Annotated in this window: 19 protein-coding genes and 1 riboswitch; of the genes, 12 read left to right on the top strand and 7 right to left on the bottom strand. The window is 64.9% G+C overall.

All coding sequences use genetic code 11. The features are described 5' to 3' along the window. Positions 1 to 10 precede the first annotated feature (10 nt). The 7 genes from ptsP (at position 11) to N7568_RS11145 (ending at position 4,696) form a co-directional block, all read left to right on the top strand. Positions 11 to 1,711, top strand: a complete 1,701-nt coding sequence (gene ptsP / locus N7568_RS11175; protein ID WP_261609892.1) for a phosphoenolpyruvate--protein phosphotransferase — start codon at positions 11 to 13, stop codon at positions 1,709 to 1,711. Between the two features lie 31 nt (positions 1,712 to 1,742). Then, positions 1,743 to 2,021 (top strand): HPr family phosphocarrier protein, encoded by a 279-nt coding sequence (locus N7568_RS11170; protein WP_089596564.1) that lies wholly within the window; start codon positions 1,743 to 1,745, stop codon positions 2,019 to 2,021. A gap of 49 nt (positions 2,022 to 2,070) precedes the next feature. Continuing rightward, positions 2,071 to 2,490, top strand: coding sequence for a helix-turn-helix domain-containing protein (locus N7568_RS11165; protein ID WP_261609891.1), 420 nt, complete (start codon positions 2,071 to 2,073; stop codon positions 2,488 to 2,490). A gap of 80 nt (positions 2,491 to 2,570) precedes the next feature. Then, positions 2,571 to 2,822: a hypothetical protein gene (locus tag N7568_RS11160; RefSeq protein WP_261609890.1), complete on the top strand. Its 252-nt coding sequence runs from the start codon at positions 2,571 to 2,573 to the stop codon at positions 2,820 to 2,822. 19 nt (positions 2,823 to 2,841) lie between these two features. Further along, positions 2,842 to 3,501, top strand: coding sequence for a maleylpyruvate isomerase family mycothiol-dependent enzyme (locus tag N7568_RS11155; RefSeq protein ID WP_261609889.1), 660 nt, complete (start codon positions 2,842 to 2,844; stop codon positions 3,499 to 3,501). Further along, a complete protein-coding gene (locus tag N7568_RS11150; protein WP_261609888.1) occupies positions 3,501 to 4,310 on the top strand; it encodes an alpha/beta fold hydrolase in 810 nt (269 codons plus the stop codon). The genes N7568_RS11155 and N7568_RS11150 overlap by 1 nt, the downstream gene beginning before the upstream one ends. Positions 4,311 to 4,420: 110 nt before the next feature. Beyond that, the gene (locus N7568_RS11145) at positions 4,421 to 4,696 is read left to right on the top strand and encodes a DUF6480 family protein (RefSeq protein WP_261609887.1); all 276 of its coding nucleotides are present in this window, start codon (positions 4,421 to 4,423) and stop codon (positions 4,694 to 4,696) included. Here the strand turns inward: N7568_RS11145 and N7568_RS11140 are convergent, their stop codons facing one another. Beyond that, a complete protein-coding gene (locus N7568_RS11140; protein ID WP_261609886.1) occupies positions 4,697 to 5,761 on the bottom strand; it encodes an ATP-dependent DNA ligase in 1,065 nt (354 codons plus the stop codon). A gap of 45 nt (positions 5,762 to 5,806) precedes the next feature. Here N7568_RS11140 and N7568_RS11135 point away from each other — a divergent pair, with 45 nt between their 5' ends. Further along, entirely contained in the window at positions 5,807 to 6,037 is a 231-nt protein-coding gene (locus N7568_RS11135; RefSeq protein ID WP_261609885.1) for a hypothetical protein, read from the top strand. Between the two features lie 129 nt (positions 6,038 to 6,166). Beyond that, a riboswitch (cyclic di-AMP (ydaO/yuaA leader) is annotated at positions 6,167 to 6,312 on the top strand. A 2-nt stretch (positions 6,313 to 6,314) separates the two neighbouring features. Beyond that, a complete protein-coding gene (locus N7568_RS11130) occupies positions 6,315 to 7,664 on the top strand; it encodes a hypothetical protein (protein WP_261609884.1) in 1,350 nt (449 codons plus the stop codon). A 186-nt stretch (positions 7,665 to 7,850) separates the two neighbouring features. Here N7568_RS11130 and N7568_RS11125 read toward each other — a convergent pair whose 3' ends face one another. Continuing rightward, a complete protein-coding gene (locus N7568_RS11125; protein ID WP_261609883.1) occupies positions 7,851 to 9,065 on the bottom strand; it encodes a PucR family transcriptional regulator in 1,215 nt (404 codons plus the stop codon). Between the two features lie 208 nt (positions 9,066 to 9,273). Here N7568_RS11125 and ald point away from each other — a divergent pair, with 208 nt between their 5' ends. Then, positions 9,274 to 10,392: an alanine dehydrogenase gene (gene ald / locus N7568_RS11120; protein ID WP_261609882.1), complete on the top strand. Its 1,119-nt coding sequence runs from the start codon at positions 9,274 to 9,276 to the stop codon at positions 10,390 to 10,392. A 59-nt stretch (positions 10,393 to 10,451) separates the two neighbouring features. Here ald and N7568_RS11115 read toward each other — a convergent pair whose 3' ends face one another. From N7568_RS11115 to N7568_RS11105, 3 genes are all read right to left on the bottom strand, one after another. Beyond that, a complete protein-coding gene (locus N7568_RS11115; RefSeq protein WP_261609881.1) occupies positions 10,452 to 11,303 on the bottom strand; it encodes a hypothetical protein in 852 nt (283 codons plus the stop codon). Beyond that, on the bottom strand, positions 11,300 to 11,851 hold the full coding sequence (locus tag N7568_RS11110) for an RNA polymerase sigma factor (protein WP_261609880.1): 552 nt from the start codon (positions 11,849 to 11,851) through the stop codon (positions 11,300 to 11,302). The genes N7568_RS11115 and N7568_RS11110 overlap by 4 nt, the downstream gene beginning before the upstream one ends. Positions 11,852 to 11,938: 87 nt before the next feature. Then, the gene (locus tag N7568_RS11105; RefSeq protein WP_261609879.1) at positions 11,939 to 12,658 is read right to left on the bottom strand and encodes a hypothetical protein; all 720 of its coding nucleotides are present in this window, start codon (positions 12,656 to 12,658) and stop codon (positions 11,939 to 11,941) included. 286 nt (positions 12,659 to 12,944) lie between these two features. Between N7568_RS11105 and N7568_RS11100 the strand changes: the two genes are divergently transcribed. After that, positions 12,945 to 14,138, top strand: a complete 1,194-nt coding sequence (locus N7568_RS11100; RefSeq protein WP_261609878.1) for a hypothetical protein — start codon at positions 12,945 to 12,947, stop codon at positions 14,136 to 14,138. Positions 14,139 to 14,170: 32 nt separating this feature from the next. Then, the gene (locus N7568_RS11095; RefSeq protein WP_261609877.1) at positions 14,171 to 14,653 is read left to right on the top strand and encodes a hypothetical protein; all 483 of its coding nucleotides are present in this window, start codon (positions 14,171 to 14,173) and stop codon (positions 14,651 to 14,653) included. On the opposite strand, the gene N7568_RS11090 is transcribed toward N7568_RS11095, so the two are convergent. Next, complete coding sequence (locus N7568_RS11090; RefSeq protein ID WP_261609876.1) at positions 14,637 to 15,683, bottom strand: Gfo/Idh/MocA family protein; 1,047 nt, start codon at positions 15,681 to 15,683, stop codon at positions 14,637 to 14,639. The two genes, N7568_RS11095 and N7568_RS11090, sit on opposite strands and share 17 nt — an antisense overlap. Positions 15,684 to 15,873: 190 nt before the next feature. Next, positions 15,874 to 17,601, bottom strand: a complete 1,728-nt coding sequence (locus N7568_RS11085) for an ABC transporter family substrate-binding protein (RefSeq protein ID WP_261609875.1) — start codon at positions 17,599 to 17,601, stop codon at positions 15,874 to 15,876. Positions 17,602 to 17,646 lie beyond the last annotated feature (45 nt).

The raw sequence follows: 17,646 nt of genomic DNA, 5'->3' as shown, positions 1-17,646 counted from the left end.
AGAGGATTCAGTGCAGAATTTCCAAGGAGTAGGGGTAAGCCCTGGCCGCATCATTGGTTCCGTCCGCCAGATGCCCAAGCCGGTGAGCGAACCGCCGTCGGGAGAGCGTTTGGCTGCGGACGTTGCGCCGGAAGACGCTGTCGCAGGCTTGAAGGCTGCCGCGCAGTCCGTCCATGACGAGCTCAAGGGACGTGCGGACAGCGCTTCAGGCGACGGCAAGGCCGTCCTCGAAGCCACTGCGCTCATGGCCAAGGACACCATGCTCCTGAAGTCGGCGGCCAAGCTCATCAACGCCGGATCTTCAGCGGAGCGGGCCATCTGGGAAGCCGGCGCGTCTGTCTCTGAAATGCTGCACAACCTGGGCGGCTACATGGCCGAGCGCGCCACTGACGTCCTGGACGTGCGCGCCCGTATTGTGGCTGAACTCCGTGGCGTCCCCGCACCGGGCATTCCTGCCTCGGAGACGCCCTTCATCCTGGTGGCCGAGGACCTGGCGCCGGCCGACACCGCAACGCTGAATCCCTCCGTGGTGCTGGCATTGGTGACCTCCGGTGGTGGCCCGCAGTCCCACACGGCCATCATCGCCCGCTCCCTCGGCCTGCCTGCTGTTGTTGCCGCACACGGGGTTGACGAGATTGCCGATGGTACCGAGGTCTACGTGGACGGCGCGGCTGGTTTCGTTGCTGTTTCCCCCTCTGAGGAGCAGCGCGCCGCAGCGACGGCGTGGGCGGAAACCTCCGCCACGCTCGCCGAATTCGACGGAAACGGCACGACGGCGGACGGGCACTTGGTGCCGCTGCTCGCCAACGTCGGCGGAGCCAAGGATGCTGTGGCAGCTGCCGCTTTGGGCGCCCAAGGTGTTGGCCTGTTCCGCACCGAATTCTGCTTCCTGGAACGTGACACGGAGCCTTCCGTGGACGAGCAGGCCGCAGCCTACAAAGCCGTGTTCGATGCGTTCCCGGGCAAGAAAGTGGTCCTCCGCACCCTGGATGCGGGCGCGGACAAGCCCCTGCCCTTCCTCACCGACGCCACCGAACCCAACCCTGCACTGGGTGTGCGTGGTTACCGCACCGACTTCACCACACCGGGCGTGCTGGAGCGCCAGCTTGAGGCCATCGCCCGGGCAGCCTCAGAGTCCGACGCCGATGTGTGGGTCATGGCACCGATGATCTCCACCGCCGCCGAAGCCGGCCGCTTCGCATCCCTGTGCGCCGCCGCCGGTATCCAGACACCGGGCGTGATGGTGGAAGTTCCCTCTGCTGCGTTGACCGCCGCCACCGTCCTGCGGGAAGTCGGGTTCGCCTCCCTGGGCACCAACGACCTCACCCAGTACGCCATGGCCGCCGACCGCCAGCTCGGACCCCTCGCCGAACTCAACACTCCGTGGCAGCCCGCCGTGCTCCGTCTCGTCCAGCTCACCGTGGAAGGCGCGGCGCAGGAAGGCTCCGGTCGGGAAGGCGATCCCAAGCCGGTGGGCGTCTGTGGCGAGGCAGCCGCGGACCCGGCCCTCGCCGTCGTCCTTACCGGACTGGGTGTGACCACACTGTCCATGACCGCCCGGTCGCTGGCCGCCGTCGGGACTGTGCTGAAGACCGTCACCCTGGAGCAGGCGCAGGAACTGGCACGCTTGGCTCTGTCCGCACCGAGCGCCCTTGAAGCCCGCGACTGGGTGCGCGCCAAACTCCCCGTCCTCGAAGAACTCGGCCTCTAACTTCTGTTTGTTTCCGTCAAAGGAGAAACCCATGCCCGAACGCACAGCCACCATCGCCAGCCGCTCCGGCCTGCACGCCCGCCCCGCCGCCTTGTTCGCCGAGGCCGCGGGTGAGCAGCCAGTGGAGGTCACCATTGCCATGCAGGGCGAGCCCGCCGATGACGCGCTCGACGCCGCCAGCATCCTTTCGCTCATGACTCTCGGTGCCGCGAAAGGCGACGTCGTGGTGCTGCGGGCCGAGGGGGACGGTGCCGACGCTGCGCTGGACGCACTGGTGAAGCTGCTGGAGACGGACCTGGACGCGGAATAGCGTTTCCTGCTTGCCCGGCCGGCGGTGCGCCTCAGGCTAGGCTTCTGCCATGGCATTGATAGCTCCACGCGTCACCGCTGGCCTCCCCGCCGATGACGCCCGGAATCTGGCGCGCTCCCTGGCGGACAGCAACGACATCACCGTGTTTGTGGATGGCACCGTCCACCGTCTGCCCGATCAGGCGAGGGACGCCGTCGTCGATCTCCTCGCGAGGCTGGGCCGGGGCGAAACGGTGACGGTCAGCAGCGTGGAGGAAATGCTCACCACCTCGCAGGCAGCGGAGCTCGCGGGCATTTCGCACACGTATCTGCGCAACATGACAGATCGCGGCGAAATCCCCGTGGAGTACCGTGGCACGCATCGCCGGATCCGGCAGGCCGCCATCATGGCCTGGCTGGAAACGCAAAAGAAGAAACAGGCTGAAGCGGCCGCTGTGCAGGCCGACGAAAATGACTTAAACGCCGGCTAAAAGTGTCGGAGTGATAAGGATCAAGCAACGATCCCATCCAACAGGCCAGCACCACTTAAGGCCGGGGTTACGCTTGATCGGTGGGCAATTTCAAAGGGTGGCATATCGTGGCCGGGTTGGCCGCCATGGCCCTTGCCGCACCCTTGGGCTCTGCCATGGGATTGAACTTTGTGGCAACCTTCATGTTCGCGTGCACGGTGTTCGTGGCCGTGGCCATGTGGACGGAATCGAGAATTGCACGACGCCGGGACGCAGCTGAGGCGGCCGCGGCGCTTGACGCTTCACGTCCCGCAGTCGACCCCACCGAGTCGGACGACGCGAACAGGGAATAGCCCAGCCTGAATTGCCGCCATGCTGTTCAATAGCAGTATGGCGTCGACTTCCCCTTCCATTGTCTGGCCCGTGGTGCATGAGGAACGCCGTGCCCTGATCCAGGATCTGGACCAACTTCCGCCAGAGCAATGGAAGACACCGACGCTGTGCCCGGGCTGGGACGTCCATGATGTCCTGGCTCACATTATCGACAGCGCCAAGACCACGCGCCTCAATTTCATGCGCCGAATGATTGCCTCCCGGATGGATTTTGACCGCGACAACGCCGTGGGTGTGGAGCGCGAGAAGACCGGGGACCCCGCAAAGACCTTGGTCCAGTTGGAGTCCGTACTCTCCCGGACATCCGGTCCGCCGGCCGGACTGGCCACCAGGCTGGTCGAGGCGTTCGTCCACGGGGAGGACATTCGCCGCCCACTGGGCTTGCACCGCGATTATCCGGCGGACCACGTCGCCACTGCCATCGATTACCAAGTGCGGACCACCACCAAGATGGGTGGCGGCAAGGAGATCGCAGCGGGTTGGCGCCTGGTGGCAACAGACACCCCGTTCGAGCACGGGGACGGCCCCGCCGTTGAAGGCGCGGCCATTTCCCTGCTGCTCGCGGTGTCCGGCCGGCCGGTTGCGGAGAGTGAATTGACCGGCCCAGGCGCTGCGGCGTTCCTGCAGCGGACATCCTGATGAAAGCGCGGGAGAAGCCGGCAGCGCTGCTGTCCGCCGACGTCGAGGCGTTGGGCCTGAAGGGGCGAATCGTATGGGCAGAGGGCACGCCTTCGCCCGAGCCTGGGCCCGGGTTGGGCACCGAACCTGCGTACATCCTGATCCATGGCATCGGGGTCTCACACCGCTACCTGGCGCGACTTCATGCCGTTCTCGCGGCTGATGCACCCACGTACTCCCTGGACCTCCCGGGTTTTGCAGGGACACCAAAGCCTGATCGGCAGCTCTCCGTGGAGGATTACGGGGCCTTCATCGCTGCGGCCCTCGCGTCCCGCGGCATCGATTCGTACGTACTGGTGGGCCACTCCATGGGCGTGCAGTTCACCATCGAAGCGGCTTTGCATGCGCCGGAACGCGCCCGGCAGTTGGTGCTGATGGGACCGGTGGTTGATTCGCGGCACAAGAACGTGGGGCGCCAATCCTTGGCCCTTGTCCTCGACGGGCTGCTCCGCGAGAGTCCCTCGTCAAACTGGATCGTCATTTCCGACTATTTCCGCTGCGGCCCGCGCTGGTACCTCTCCCAGCTGCCCGTGATGATGAAGTACCCCACCGAGAAACGCCTGGCCTCGATCAACGTTCCGGTGCTGGTGCTGCGTGGAAGCCGCGACAACGTGGCGGGCCCTGATTGGTCGCTACGGCTGTCCCGGGCGGTTTCACAGGGTCGGCTGGTAGAGATTCCCGGCGTAGGACACGTTGCTCAACACATGCGCCCGAAGGCCGTGGCGGATGCCATCCGGAGCTTCGTCGCCGCGACCACTCCGCGGCGCTGAGCGCAGGCACGACGCCGGCGGGGGGCTTGAGTGCACTTGTTGGGTCAGCGAGTCACGACTAGGCTGACGAAGCAGGCGCACTAGTAAGTTTGCTTATGAAAGGGTTGATCGTGACGAACAAAGACTCAAATGAAGAAACCCAGGGCTTCGGGGTAACCGGCGCCACGGGGCCCTACGGCGCTGCAACGACCCCCGAGCCCGTCAAGGACGACGTCAACGCCGATCCCGAACTGCGCCAGGACGAGGACGATGATCCGGCCGCCTCCGCCAACCCTGATCCCCTCGACGGGACTGTCACGGGACTGGAGCCCGGCGGCGGGGTACCACCGGGAGAAACCCCGCCGGCCGAGGGCAGCATGAGCAGCGATCAGGGACACGAAGAGTAACTACGGCAGCCTCAGGATCTCCCCCAGGTCATAGTCCGCCGGCTCCTCCAGCTGCGAGTACGTGCAGCTCTCTGGAGTCCGGTCCGGCCGCCACCGGCGGAACTGTGTGGTGTGCCGGAAACGGTCGCCCTCCATGTAGTCGTAGGCCACTTCGATCACCAGCTCGGGACGCAACGGCACAAAGGAGAAATCCTTACCCCCGCTCCACCGGCTTTGGGCACCGGGCATCCGCGAACCTGAGGCTCCCTCTCCCTGGCTGGCCCACTCGCCCCAAGGGTGCTCGCTGAGTTCAATCTGGTAGGGCTCAAGCTCGGCCACCAGGCTTTCCCTTCGGGCCATGGGAAATGAGGCCACCACCCCCACGTGCTGCAGCCGTCCGGCGTCGTTATAAAGACCCAACAGCATGGACCCCACAACTTTCGCTGTCTTGTGCCAGCGGAATCCCGCCACCACGCAGTCCGCAGTCCGCTCGTGCTTGGTCTTGAACATCACACGCTTGTTGGGTTGATAGCTCCCATCCAACGGCTTGGACAGCACCCCATCCAGTCCGGCGCCTTCCAACTGGACGAACCACTCCTGCGCCCGCTCAAGGTCCTTCACCGCGGGGGTCACGTAGACGGGAGGCTCAGCCTCGGCGAGCGCACGCTCCAGGATGGCGCGGCGCTCCGAGAAGGGCCTGTCCATGAGGTTCTCATCACCCAGGGCGAGGATGTCGAACGCAATCATGGAGGACGGAGTCTTCTCGGCGAGCATCCGGACCCGGCTGTCCGCGGGGTGGATCCGCTGCTGCAGCACCTCGAATTCCAGCCTGTTGCCCTGGATCAGGACAATCTCGCCGTCGATCACGCATTTGTCCGGGAGGTTCTTTCGCAGCGCCTCCACCAGCTCCGGGAAGTACCGGGTCATGGGCTTCTCGTTGCGGCTGCCCAGGATGACCTCGTCCCCATCCTTAAAGACGATGGTCCTGAAGCCGTCCCACTTGGGCTCATAGTGCCCAACATCGGGGATGGCCGGAACGGACTTGGCGAGCATGGGCGAGACGGGCGGCATCACTGGCAGGTCCATAGACAATGTCTACCTGCCGCTGCACGCCGAAGCTAGTCTTAGGCGATGGATATCTTGGCCGTGTTGGCCGCAGTACTCGGAGTTCCCGCGCTCCTCGCCGGCCTCTGGTACTGGACCTCGCGGCAGTCCAAGCACGGAGTCAGGCGGGCGGCGGCGGGCGGAATGCTGGGCATCGCCGACGAGATCTTCCGCCCTGAGACTCATCAGGCACACCAAATCCAGAAGATCCAGCACGAGCTCCCGGCTCCAGCGCCGGCCCCGAAGCCTAAGCGGTAGGGCTCCCTCAATCCGGGCGACCTACCGCCCGTTACATTAATGTGACTTTACTTTCCGGCTCATGTACCGTCGTAGGGCGACCCGTATATCCGCTGGGCCGCTTCCGGATTGACGCCGAGCTCTGCCGCAATCCGGGATCCGCCAGACCCGCGGCAGAGGCGGGGGACCCAGAGTTCCCGGGCTTGTTTCCAAGTCCTTGGGGTGAAGCCGCTCAGGCGGCCGGACGGCCTCGTCCGAACCCGACAGCTAACCTCGAAGGCGTTGAGAGGCAACCACCATGTCCCCAACCATGGATCAGCCGCGCCGCGCCCAGAACGACCGCGAGCGCACCAAGCCAACCGGACGCCGTCGGGCCCAACCCAGCGGATCCCTCACCAGCGCGCCAGCAGACGCCGTCGCGGCGCCGGAAACTTCAAGCACGACGCCGGAAGCCGCCATTGCGGCCACCCCCACCGTCGCAGCACCCGCCACGCGCGCAGCCGTTCGCGCGGCGGAGCGTGAGCAGGCGGCCCGGGCCGTCATCGCACCGGAGGAATCCGCAGCTGAAGAGTCAGCACTGCCGGAACCGGCTACCGCGGCAATTCCGACCGTTGAGGCCGCCCGGGCAGCAGCTCCCAAGCCGACCACGCCGGGGCCTCCCACTGCGGCCATTCCGATCGTGCAGCCAGCAGGCACTGAGCCGGACAAGTCTGAGCCCGCAACGGCCGCCATTCCCGTAGTGGCCGTCCGCGAGGAAGCCGCGACCGCTCCCGTAGCCCGCACCTCGTCTCCGGCACCCACCTCGCCGGCACCCACCTCGGCGACACCCATCTCGCCGCGAGGCAAGTCCCCGGCCCAGGTTGCCGCGGCCGCAACAGCCTCGGCTTCCCTCGCCAGCCGCAAGGATTCACGGAAGCAGCCGGGAGCACCCACGGCTGCCAAATCCGGCTTCGGCGCCGCGTCGTCGTTGGGCCGCGAACCCCAAACTGTTTTGCGGAAAGCCGCTTCGGTGAAGCACATGAGCCAGCGTATGGCAGTGGTTGCCGGCGCCCTTGGCTTGGTACTGACGGCCGGAACCCTGGGCCAGGCCCTGGAAATTCCGTTCTTCGGACAGGAAACCCCGGCCCAGGAAGCCAGCGGCAGCAAGGGCGGTGAGGACCGCGAGTCGGCGTCAACCTCCCCCGCGCCACGAGCCTCCTATGCCACGGCATCAGCACCCTCATCGTCGGCTTCGTCATCGTCCCAAGCGGGCCAGCCCGCAACGGTTCCGGAGGCACCCGCGGCAGTATCGCCGTCGTCAGTCCCGACACCACAGGTATCGCTCGCTGATCCGGTGTGGGTTCCTTCAGCGGCAGCCCCGTCAGCCGTCACCCCTGTGCCCGGCGTGACCACCCCTGTTCCGGCCCAGCCGGCACCCGCACCCAGCGACGTTCCATCGGATACGATCACCACGCCGCCCACTACGCCGACGCCCACAACGACCCCGACGGTCACTCCCACGCCGACCCCGACTCCCACACCCACGGAGACCGCCACGCCGACCTCCAAGCCGCGCCCCACGGGCAATCCCAATGCGGGCACCACCCCGCAGCCCAGTGAAACCACCTTGGAATCGCTCCTTGACGCAGCCAAGAAGGCATTGCAGTGAGTACGCGGTTGCCCCGGACCACCGTGCACGTCGGGTGGCATGGGCGGTATTGCAGCAGCGGCCGCACTGCCATGTTCCGACGCCGGCTGGGGCGCTGGAGCTGCCAGCGGTTGAGGCGCTCGTAGAGCCGTACGTCAAAGGAGGCAGGCACCCACACTGGGTGCCTGCCTCCGGGCTTTCCGGGGATCAGATCCGAGGTCGCCCCGCCCACCGCCTCGCTTTCAACGCCGCATGCAATTCAAGCCGGATCGCGCCGTTCAGCGGATCAGCACCGATGAGTTGGCGGATACGGCCGAGCCTGTTGTAAATGCTGCTTCTGTGGAGGTGGAGTTTGGACGCGACGTCCTGCACGGAACTGTCGTTGTCGTAGAGCAGTTCCAGGACGGGCAAGAGCTCGCCGTTCTTGTCCTGATCCTCAAGGGTCCTGAAATGCACTGAACCGGTGTCGTCCCAGCCGCCCGGGGCCAGCAGGCGGTCAAAGAGCTGGTAAACCCCCACGGCGCGGCTGTCCACGAGCTCTCCCAGAGGCCTGTCCACTGAAGCCGCCTGCGCAGCAACCCTGGACTGGCGGTATGCACCCGAAAGCTGCCGGATGACTTGGAATGGCTCACTGATGCCCAGAATCACCCTGTCCACCTTGCGGCCCGCGCGTTTCGCAAGCTCCAGTTGATAGTGCACCAGCACCTGAGCGTGGTCAGCCCGTCCCCCGGACTCGCGGAACAGGACCACCGAGTGCGTCTCGGTTCCGGCGCTGAACAACGCGGCATGGACGCCGATGGTGGACTGCAGCGCGGCCGAGCGGTGCGTCAGGGTCGCGGCAATGGGATCGACGTCGGACCTGGCACCTTCAGGGTCCAGGATGGTCACCAGTTGCCACGGACCGCGGCCTTGGATTTCCTTCCAACCGGCCACTGCGGCAACAGCGTTCGATTCCCCACCGCAGGCCGAGAGGAACTCCTGCTCACGCCTGCGCCGGAACTCGGATTCGGCTGTGTTCGAGTCAAGGAGCAACCCCGCCAACAGGTCCAGTTCGTCGCGCACGCCGGGCAATTCGGCGAGTATCGCCGTCGCGCTTTGCTCCTCGAGGTCCAACTGAACCCACAAGTAGCCCACACGGAAACCGCGCACCAGCAGGGGCACGCACACACGGCCCAACATGCCGAGTTCGTCATTGGCGGGAACCACCACGGGACGCACCGCCGTTGCGATGCCGTGGGAGAGCTGCCAGACGCTGACGTCGCTGGGGACCCGCTTGCTGAGGAGGAAGTTCACGCGAACGCGGTCGGCGTGCGACTGGTTGGAGCTGTAGGCCAGGAGGACACCGTCAAGGTCTTCAAGGGACAGGCCACGGCCGAGCTTCAAAGCCACGCGTTCTACGATCTGTTCCACGTCCTGCTGCATCCAGAAAGCGTACCAACAGCAGGCGACACCTGACGCTCCAGTGCTCGACAAATGTCGAGCGGCAGCAGGGAAGAACCTTGACTTTCCGGGGTTTCCGCAGATGCAGGCGCTGGAATCCATGTCGCCTGCCTCACAGCCGGATTTATTCTGGAATCACAGCCCGCAACACATTTTCGGCCGAAGAGGCCGCTAACGATGGAGCCCACAGATGATCATCGGCGTCCCCAAAGAAATCAAGAACAACGAATTCCGCGTAGCCATCACGGCTGCTGGTGTCCACGAATTCCGCACCCACGGACACACCGTTCTGGTTGAGCGCGGCGCAGGCCTCGGCTCGGGCATCACCGACGAGGAATACTCGATCGCCGGCGCTGAAATCGTCAACGAAGCTGACGACGTCTGGGGCCGCGCGGACATGGTCATGAAGGTCAAGGAGCCCATCGCGGCCGAGTACCACCGCTTCCGCAAGGGCCTCATCCTCTTCACCTACCTGCACCTCGCCGCAGAGCCCGAGCTCACCGCCGAGCTCATCAACTCCGGCGTCACGGCCATCGCTTACGAAACCGTGCAGGAAGGCCGCACCCTTCCGCTCCTCGCTCCCATGTCCGAGGTCGCGGGCCGCCTGTCCGTCGTGGTCGGCGCTTCCTCCCTCATGGCTCCTGCCGGCGGTAAGGGCGTCCTCCTGGGCGGCGTACCGGGAGTCCGTCCGGCCAAGGTTGTCGTCCTCGGTGCCGGTGTTGCGGGAACCAACGCCGCCGCCATGGCGCTGGGCCTCGGTGCTGATGTCACCATCATGGATATCAACATCAACCGGCTGCGCGAACTCGATGCCCTCTACCAGGGCCGCCTGAAGACCGTTGCCTCCAACGCCTACGAGATCGAGAAGTCAGTCATCGACGCAGATCTCGTGATCGGCTCCGTCCTGATCCCGGGTGCCAAGGCTCCCAAGCTGGTCACCAATGAACTTGTCTCCCGCATGAAGCCGGGCTCGGTTCTGGTGGACATCGCTGTGGACCAGGGCGGCTGCTTCGAGGACACGCACCCCACCACCCACCAGGAACCGACGTACAAGGTCCACAACTCGATCTTCTACTGCGTTGCCAACATGCCTGGCGCTGTTCCGAACACCTCCACGTACGCACTGACCAACGTCACCCTGCGCTACGCAGTGGCACTGGCCAACCTGGGCGTCAAGGCCGCATTCGACCGCGACCCCGCACTGGCTGCAGGCCTCAACATCGCCGCAGGCCACGTGGCACACCACTCCGTTTCCGAGGCGCACAACCTGCCCTTGGTGACCGACTGGCACGGCCTGGTTTCCGCGTAGTACTTACGCCCGACGGCGGGGTGCAGCTTCCACACGAAGCCGCACCCCGCCGTCGTGGTTTAACCCGCGCCGAAGATGCTGGGATCGGCCGGCGGTGAGGGAACCACGTGGGTGGGAACCGGCACGGGAAGGTCCGACGGGCGGAGCTGAGAAGGATCGACTCTCGGCGCATCGAGGGCGGGCGGTGTCACAGGTACGGCCGGGGGCGTCGGGATGACATTGCCGGGCCCGCCCTTTCCGGGAGCCTTGGGCATGTGGGCCGACGCTCCCCCGCCGGGCTGAGGCTGGGAACCGGACTCCGGGGCGCCCGTGGGCGTGGGGGCAACCGGCGCTGGCGCGGGCAGGTTCCGGGCAGGAGCTGCGGGCGTTTCCCCAACACCGGGAGCCGGGGTTGAATCCGCCGGACCGCCTTGCTGCGGAACGTTCCCGGAGCCGGGCGTGAACTGCGAGACCACTGAACCGATGGCTGCGCCAAGATGCTGGAAGGCGCCGGGGATGCCGCCATCGGACGCAACTGCAGCAGTAGCACCACCGGCCAGCGACACGACAACTGCGAGGCCGGCAATGGTCGCACCACGCTTCCTCCGCCGCCGCGCAGCAAGTTCGTCGACAGGCGCCAACTCCTCCATAGGGGCGGGGACCGTCGGGGCAACCGTGGTGAGTACCGACGTCGGTGCGCCGGACGATGCCGGCCCGCCATCCGCCGTCGTGGGCTGCTGGGTGGCCGCAGCCGGGCCGCTGGCCATAAGTGCGCGGACTGCGTCGGACGGCAAAGGCGCTGTGCTGGCCAGCGAGCGGAGTTCCAGCAATTCGGCGCGGAGATCAGCGTCGCCTTCCAGGCCGGAGTCAGCCATCAGGCGGTCGATCGCCTGCTCGTCGTTGCGTCCCCGCAGCGGAGAATGTTCGCTCATGATGTGCCGTTCGTTCGTTGCGCACGTTTCTTCAGTGCGCTCAATGCCCTGCGCTGTAACTGCTTCACGGCTCCCTGGGACTTGCCCATGGTGGCCGCTGTTTCCTCCACGGAAAGGTCCGCTACAACGCGCAAAGCCAGGACCTCCCGGTAGTCGTCCGCGAGGTCGTCCAGAAGTTCCGTGACGGCCAGGCCGGAGGCCCGTCCCATGGCCTGGTCTTCCGCCGACGGTGTACGCCGCGAGTCCAAGTCTGAGTCATAGGGGGTGGAACCAGGCGTGCGTTCGCGTTTGCGGTAATGGTCCACCATCCGCGCGTGGGCGATCGAGAACAACAACGCCTTGGCACCTTGGAGGCCGCCGTGGAGAGTCTCCAGCTTTGGATACAGGGCGAGGAACACGTCCTGGGTGACGGCTTCGGGGTCGTCCACGCCGCGGGCACGAAGGTAACCAAAGACAGGTCCGGCGAAGTTGTTGTAGGCAGCCGTGAAGAGCAGCGCGGGGTCGTCATGATCCGCCTGCACATATTCATCAGCCAAGGGGTCAAGCACCCGTGGACGCCTCCATCCCACGTTATGAAGCGGGGCTCCTTGTCCTAAGCCAAGGAGCCCCGCCCTTAAACCGTAGCCGCTGCCCGCTTAGCGGACAGAATCGAGGGGTGCTCCTGGTGCCGCCGGAACGTCGCTCGGAACCTGCGACGGGAGAGCCGGGACAGCAGGCGTCGCCGGGACCGCAGGGGTCGCCGGCACGTCAGGCGTTGCAGGGACGGCAGGCTTGGCGGGGACGGCCGGTACCGCCGGCTTTGCCGGGAGTCCGGACACCACGGAAGCATCGGCGTCGGCGTCTGCCTGGGCCGAACCGTTCGCCTTCGCGTCGGCGGCATTGCCGGCGTCAACCACTGCCTCACAGTGCGCTTCCACCTTCGCTTCGCCACCGGCGGCAATGGTCAGGGACTCAAAGCCCGGGACCTTGGCATCAGACTTCAGTCCGCCGTTGAGGAACGCGGTGCACAGGCCGAAAGCCTCCGGGGAGGTGGCGTCGTTGGCCGTGGCCGTCGCGCCGGAAACAGCATCGGCAGCCTTTGCCTGACCGGCTTCGGCGGCTTCGGTCGCCTGTGCCTGCGCGGTCCCGACGGCGCCAGCCGCCTTGGTGTTGGCCGATTCGACGGCTTGGGCTGCTTCCGCGGCCTTTCCGTCGAGCGGGGCAGGTGCGCCGGCCATGTCATGGGCGGTCTGCTGGAGTTCGGTGGGGAGTGCGCCATTGAAGGCAGCTACACCGGTTCCACCGGCAGCTACAGCTCCGGCGGCCAGGACGCCCGCGGCGACTTTGCTGGTGGCGAGGACAGTGAACAAGGACATAAAAACCCTCCGACAAAATTCTTGGGATTGCCCCGGCAGCGGTTGGGTCGCTGCCGGATGATCAGTGCGCGGACGTGGCCCGCACTCCCCTTACATCGTTCGCGGCTGCGACGAGGTTACGCAGGTGGCCAAATTTTCCGGACGGACTTATCCACCCCGGTAGTTCTCCCCATGGCAGCCTTGTTCCCGGGCAACTATGCTCGGGAGACGCCTGGCGCCAAGACTGGTCCGCAGGTTTTTGCAATGTCGCTACGTTCAGGGGATGCGTGATGGGGCTGAGTACATAATGGGGCAGGGACTGGTAGGCGCCGACGTCGGAGATCTCCGCCGGCTCTCGGCAGTGATGGACTCCGAAGCTGAGAAGCTCACCACACTTCAACAGCAGCTCAACGTGCTCATTCAGAATGGCAACTACTGGCGGGGAAACGACGCCGAGCAATTCCGCAGCAACTGGCACAGCCAGCTTTACGGACGGCTCGGTGCGGCAGCGGTTTGCCTCAAGGACAACGCCCGCGCCCTGAAACTCAATGCCGATCAGCAGGAGCAAGCTTCGCTGGGCGGTCCGGGGCGGGGGCTTGGTGACGGAAAGGGCAGGAGCCCCTCAGGGCCACTGGGTTTCACTTTTGATCCCACCACCTACGGTCCCGTCACCGTTGAAGGCGAAGGCTCCTTCGACAGTCAGGCAACAGGCGAAGTGCACGGCTCGATGGGGCCGGACGGGATCGCAGTAGGCGGCTCCGCCGAGGCATCCACCGGCGGGCAGATGACGTGGACAGCAAAGTCCGGATACGGGCCAGTGGACACCACTGTCACCAACGAAACGTTCGTCGGAGCGCGCGCCAACGGCGAGTTCGATGCAAGCGTGCCCTTCGGGCTGCGACTCCCCCACGCCAGCGCCACCGGCGAAGCGTTTGCAGGGGCCGAGAACACTACCACCGTGCGGTCCGACTTTTTTGACGGCTGGGCCACCAATACCTCCACGACGCGCGTGATGACCGGGGTGGAGGCCAGCGCACACGCCGAAGCGACCAGCCCGTTCCTGTTTTCCGCGGGCGGTGAAGGCTTTGCTGGTCAGAAGCTCACCGTGGACAACAAGACCGAGTTCGCCGGCGGGCTGTTCTCCCTGGGGCAGGGCGGAGAACTGCGCGCCGGGGCCTGGGCAAGCGCCGGCGAAGGCGAGCTGAGCGTTAAGGGCCGCGAGACAACCGGTACAGCGTTCAGCGCTGGTGCCGGAGCGGAACTGACCGGAAGCCGGTACGTCGAAGTTTTAGGCCAGACGCTGACTCTCAACGCAACAGTTGCCGCCGGAGCCGGCGAGAGTCACTTCTTTACGGCTTCCATGGACGAAGACGGACTGACCCTCGGCGCGGGCGCCAAGATCACTGCGGAGCTGGGACTGGGAGCAGGTGGCCAGATCACCATCAGCCCGTCCGGGTTCGTTGATTCCGTGACCGGGTTTGTCGACTTCCTCAGCAAATAGCTTCCTGCACTGAACGCTCCGAAAGGGCTCCCATGACATCGCACCAGGTTTTCCCGTCCAGCGGGTTCCCCGCCTACCCCACCATCAAACTCAACGCACCCGCGGGATGGTCCCAGCAAGTGGTCCCCGACGCGGTGGGCGCCCTGATGGCCCCCACTGCGGAAGGACGCTACACAGCGAATGTGGTGATTTCCGTGTCGCGCCGCTTGCCCGGCTACCAGCTCCAGGACATCGCTGCGTCCGTGGACTCGTTCCTGGATGCCTTGCCGGATGCTGTTCTGCTGGGCACGGAGCCGGTGGTGATTAATGGCCGGGATTGGCACGTACGCGAAGCACGCTACACGCATCCGCAGGCCGGCTCGCTGGCCCAGTTCACCGCCGTCACGGTAGTTCACCACGAGACCGCAGCGGATATCGTCCAGCTGACGGGCAGTTGCCAGCCCACTGAAGGCAACGACGACCTCAAGGCCATCTACTCGCTGGTTGCCAGCGCGGACGTTACGCCAGCGACCTAGCCTGCTCAATCAGCTTCAGCACCGCAACGGAGCCGGCCGGATCCACAGGTAAGGGAAGCGCGGAGGCTGTGCCGCCGTCGTCGAGCTTTTCCGCCAGAATCCGGTAGAACTCGGGGTAGGCGCCGCGCTCTGTGGGGACCTCGATGCGCTGCCCGTTCAGTTCCAGCGTGCCATGATTTTCGGCGGGTTCGACGCCGTATCGCGCGTCCGTAGGGAGCCCGCCTCCCAGCACATAGGGCTCCTGGGGGTCGGTGCCGAACTTCACGAAGCCGCCCTCGGTACCGAGGATGCGGAAGCGCGGGCCGTGCAGGTGGCTGGTCAGGTTGATGGTGACATGGCTGACCACACCGGACTGGTGCCGGAGTGCCAGGAAGACATCGTCATCGACGCTTTCCTGGGGACGGCGCGCCTGGATTTCCGCGTAGGTGACGGTGGCCGGACCAAAGAACTGCAGGCACAGGTCCAGGACGTGCGTGCCGAGGTCGAACAGGACGCCGCCACCGTCTTCTGCCGTGGCGCTGGCCTTCCACGCTTTGGCGATCTCCGGCGCCCAGCGCTCCATGCCCACCTCAAACCTGGTCACGGTCCCCAGCGTTCCGGCGTCGAGCAGTTTCCTGACGGTGAGCGAGTCGCCGTCCCATCGCCGGTTCTGGTAGACCGTGAGAACACGGCCCAGTTTCGCCGCGAGGTGGATCAATTCCTCGCCCTCGGCGCTCCGGACCGTGAACGGTTTGTCCACGACGACGTCAAGCCCGGCTTCCAGCGCGGCTTTCGCGAGGGGGAAATGGGTTGCGGGCGGTGTGCCCAGGACGATGAGGTCCAGCTGGTCAGCCAGTGCCAAAATGTCCTCCGGCGTGCGGACAATGGTGGCCTGCGGATAGCGGTCCTTGGCCTTCGCTTGGCGCGACTCGTCCGAAGTGGAGATGACGGCAAGCTCATATGCAGGGTTGCTGGCAATGAAGGGCGCGTGAAAGACGCTGCCCGACAGGCCAAAACCTGCCACTGCGGTACGGATCGGCTGGGAAGTCATGACCCTAGGCTACCGATCCTCTCTCACGTAATAGCCCTTTCACGCCAACCCTCTATCACCGGGTGAGAGAGGGTAGGGGTGAAGGGCGCGAAAGGTGAGAGAGCGTCGGGGACGGCGAAGGCCGGGAACCTCCCGAACCCCTCAAGGGGTTCAAGAAGTTCCCGGCCTTCAGGAAACTACTGCTGAGGGGCTACTTCTTGGTGCCCTTTTCCCAGCCGATGGTGGTCCAGTCCGGAACATTGGAGTTGCTCTTGAACAAGGACGGACCGTAGTTGGCCAGGCCCGTGCGCACAAACTGGATCTCCGGGCCGTTCAGCAGGGTACCCATGGAGAAGTACTTCTCCATGTGCTTCTTCTCTACCTCCATGGCGGCCTTGTTGCGCTCTTTGTCATCAGCAATGGTCGCCAGGCGCTTGATTTCAGCGTCCAGCTCGGCATCGCCGAGCTTGTTTTCGTTGGTGGTTGAATCGTAGAACTGCTTGACGCCGCTGGTAGCATCCGGGCCAACCGTGTAGCCCGAAATCGTCAGGTCAAACTCCCGCGACCCCAGAACCTTCTGGAAGTCCGCGTCACCGCGCTGCTCAACCGCGACGTCCATGCCCGCTGCCTGAAGCTGCTTCTGCAGGGTCTGCGAGACGGCCGCCCGTGTGGGATCCTCGCCAAAGTAGGTCACCTTGAAAGTAACGGGAACGCCGTCCTTGGCCATGATGCCCTTGTCATTGGCAGTGTAACCCGCGTCAGTGAGGACCTTCTTGGCGGCCTCAGCGTCCGAGTCCTTCACGGGGTAGTTGTCCTGGTAGTACTCGGAGAACGGCATGAGCATCATGGAGCCCGAGCTTTCCTCGGACCAGTTCAGTCCGTTGAACTGAACATCCCGGAGAGCTTTTCGGTCCACGGCCGTGAAGATCGCCTTGCGGACGGCCACATCGGCGAGGGCCGGCCGCTCGGCATTGAGGTTGAGACCACCGGCGAACAGTCGCTGACCGCGTCGTACCTCGGCGTTCTTGGTTCCTTCAAGCTGCTTGTAGCGGCTCAGGGTGCGAGCGTCAGTAGCATCAATTTCGCCGTTCTTGAAAGCGGCGATGGTTGCGCTGGGTTCCATCTGGCGCCAGATGATCTTGTCCAGGACAGGCTTCTGGCCCCACCACTTGTCGTTGGGAACCATGGTGACGGTCTTGGCGGTGGTGTCGAAGTTCTCCACCTTGAACGGGCCGGCCATCCATTCAGGATGCATGTTGCCCGCAAAGCCATTGTTGAAGATTTCCGCCGTGTTGACGGCAGGGTGGATCAGTCCGAAGAAGAGATCCTCAAGGGGATAGACCGGCTGCGTAGTGGTGACAATGACTTCCTTGTCGTTGGCACCAGCTTTGACTGAGTCTACAAACGGATATGCCCCCGGGTTGACGATGTCAATCGCCTTATCTTCGCCGCGGGACATCTTCCAGGTGTTCTCGAAGGTCTTGACGTCGATAGGCGTACCGTCGTTCCAGGTTGCCTTGTCGTTGACCTTGATGGTGATGGTCTGCTTGCCATCCTTGACTTCGCTCTTCACCTCTTCGCAGAAGTCCTTGTTCGGCTCAGCCTTGCCGTCAAAGTCCAGCTTCCAGCAGCCGCCGATCCCGCCGCTGCTAAGGCCTGCCGGATTGACTGGAGTCAACACAGCTGCGGTGGGGCCACTGTTCCCGACGTTGGAATTATTGTTGAAGTCCGGCCCGAGATCCACGGTTGGCAGGGTGACCGTGCCGCCCGGTTCCAGGTCTTTTGCTTCCTTGGCGTTGACGCTGATCAGCTTGCTGATGTCACCGCCTGCTTCTTCGGCCTTCTGCGAGGCCGGACCCGACGGCGTTCCCCCGCCGCAAGCGGTCAGCATGAGCGTCGCTGCGAGCGCTACGCCGCCGATCGTCGTGTATTTCTTCATGGTTTGCCCTTCATGTTTACGACTGGAATTTCATTTGCGAGTTGA

The sequence above is a fragment of the Paenarthrobacter aurescens genome, assembly GCF_025421775.1.
In the GTDB taxonomy this organism is placed as follows: domain Bacteria; phylum Actinomycetota; class Actinomycetes; order Actinomycetales; family Micrococcaceae; genus Arthrobacter; species Arthrobacter aurescens_B.
This window is presented reverse-complemented; position numbering and strand designations above follow the sequence as displayed.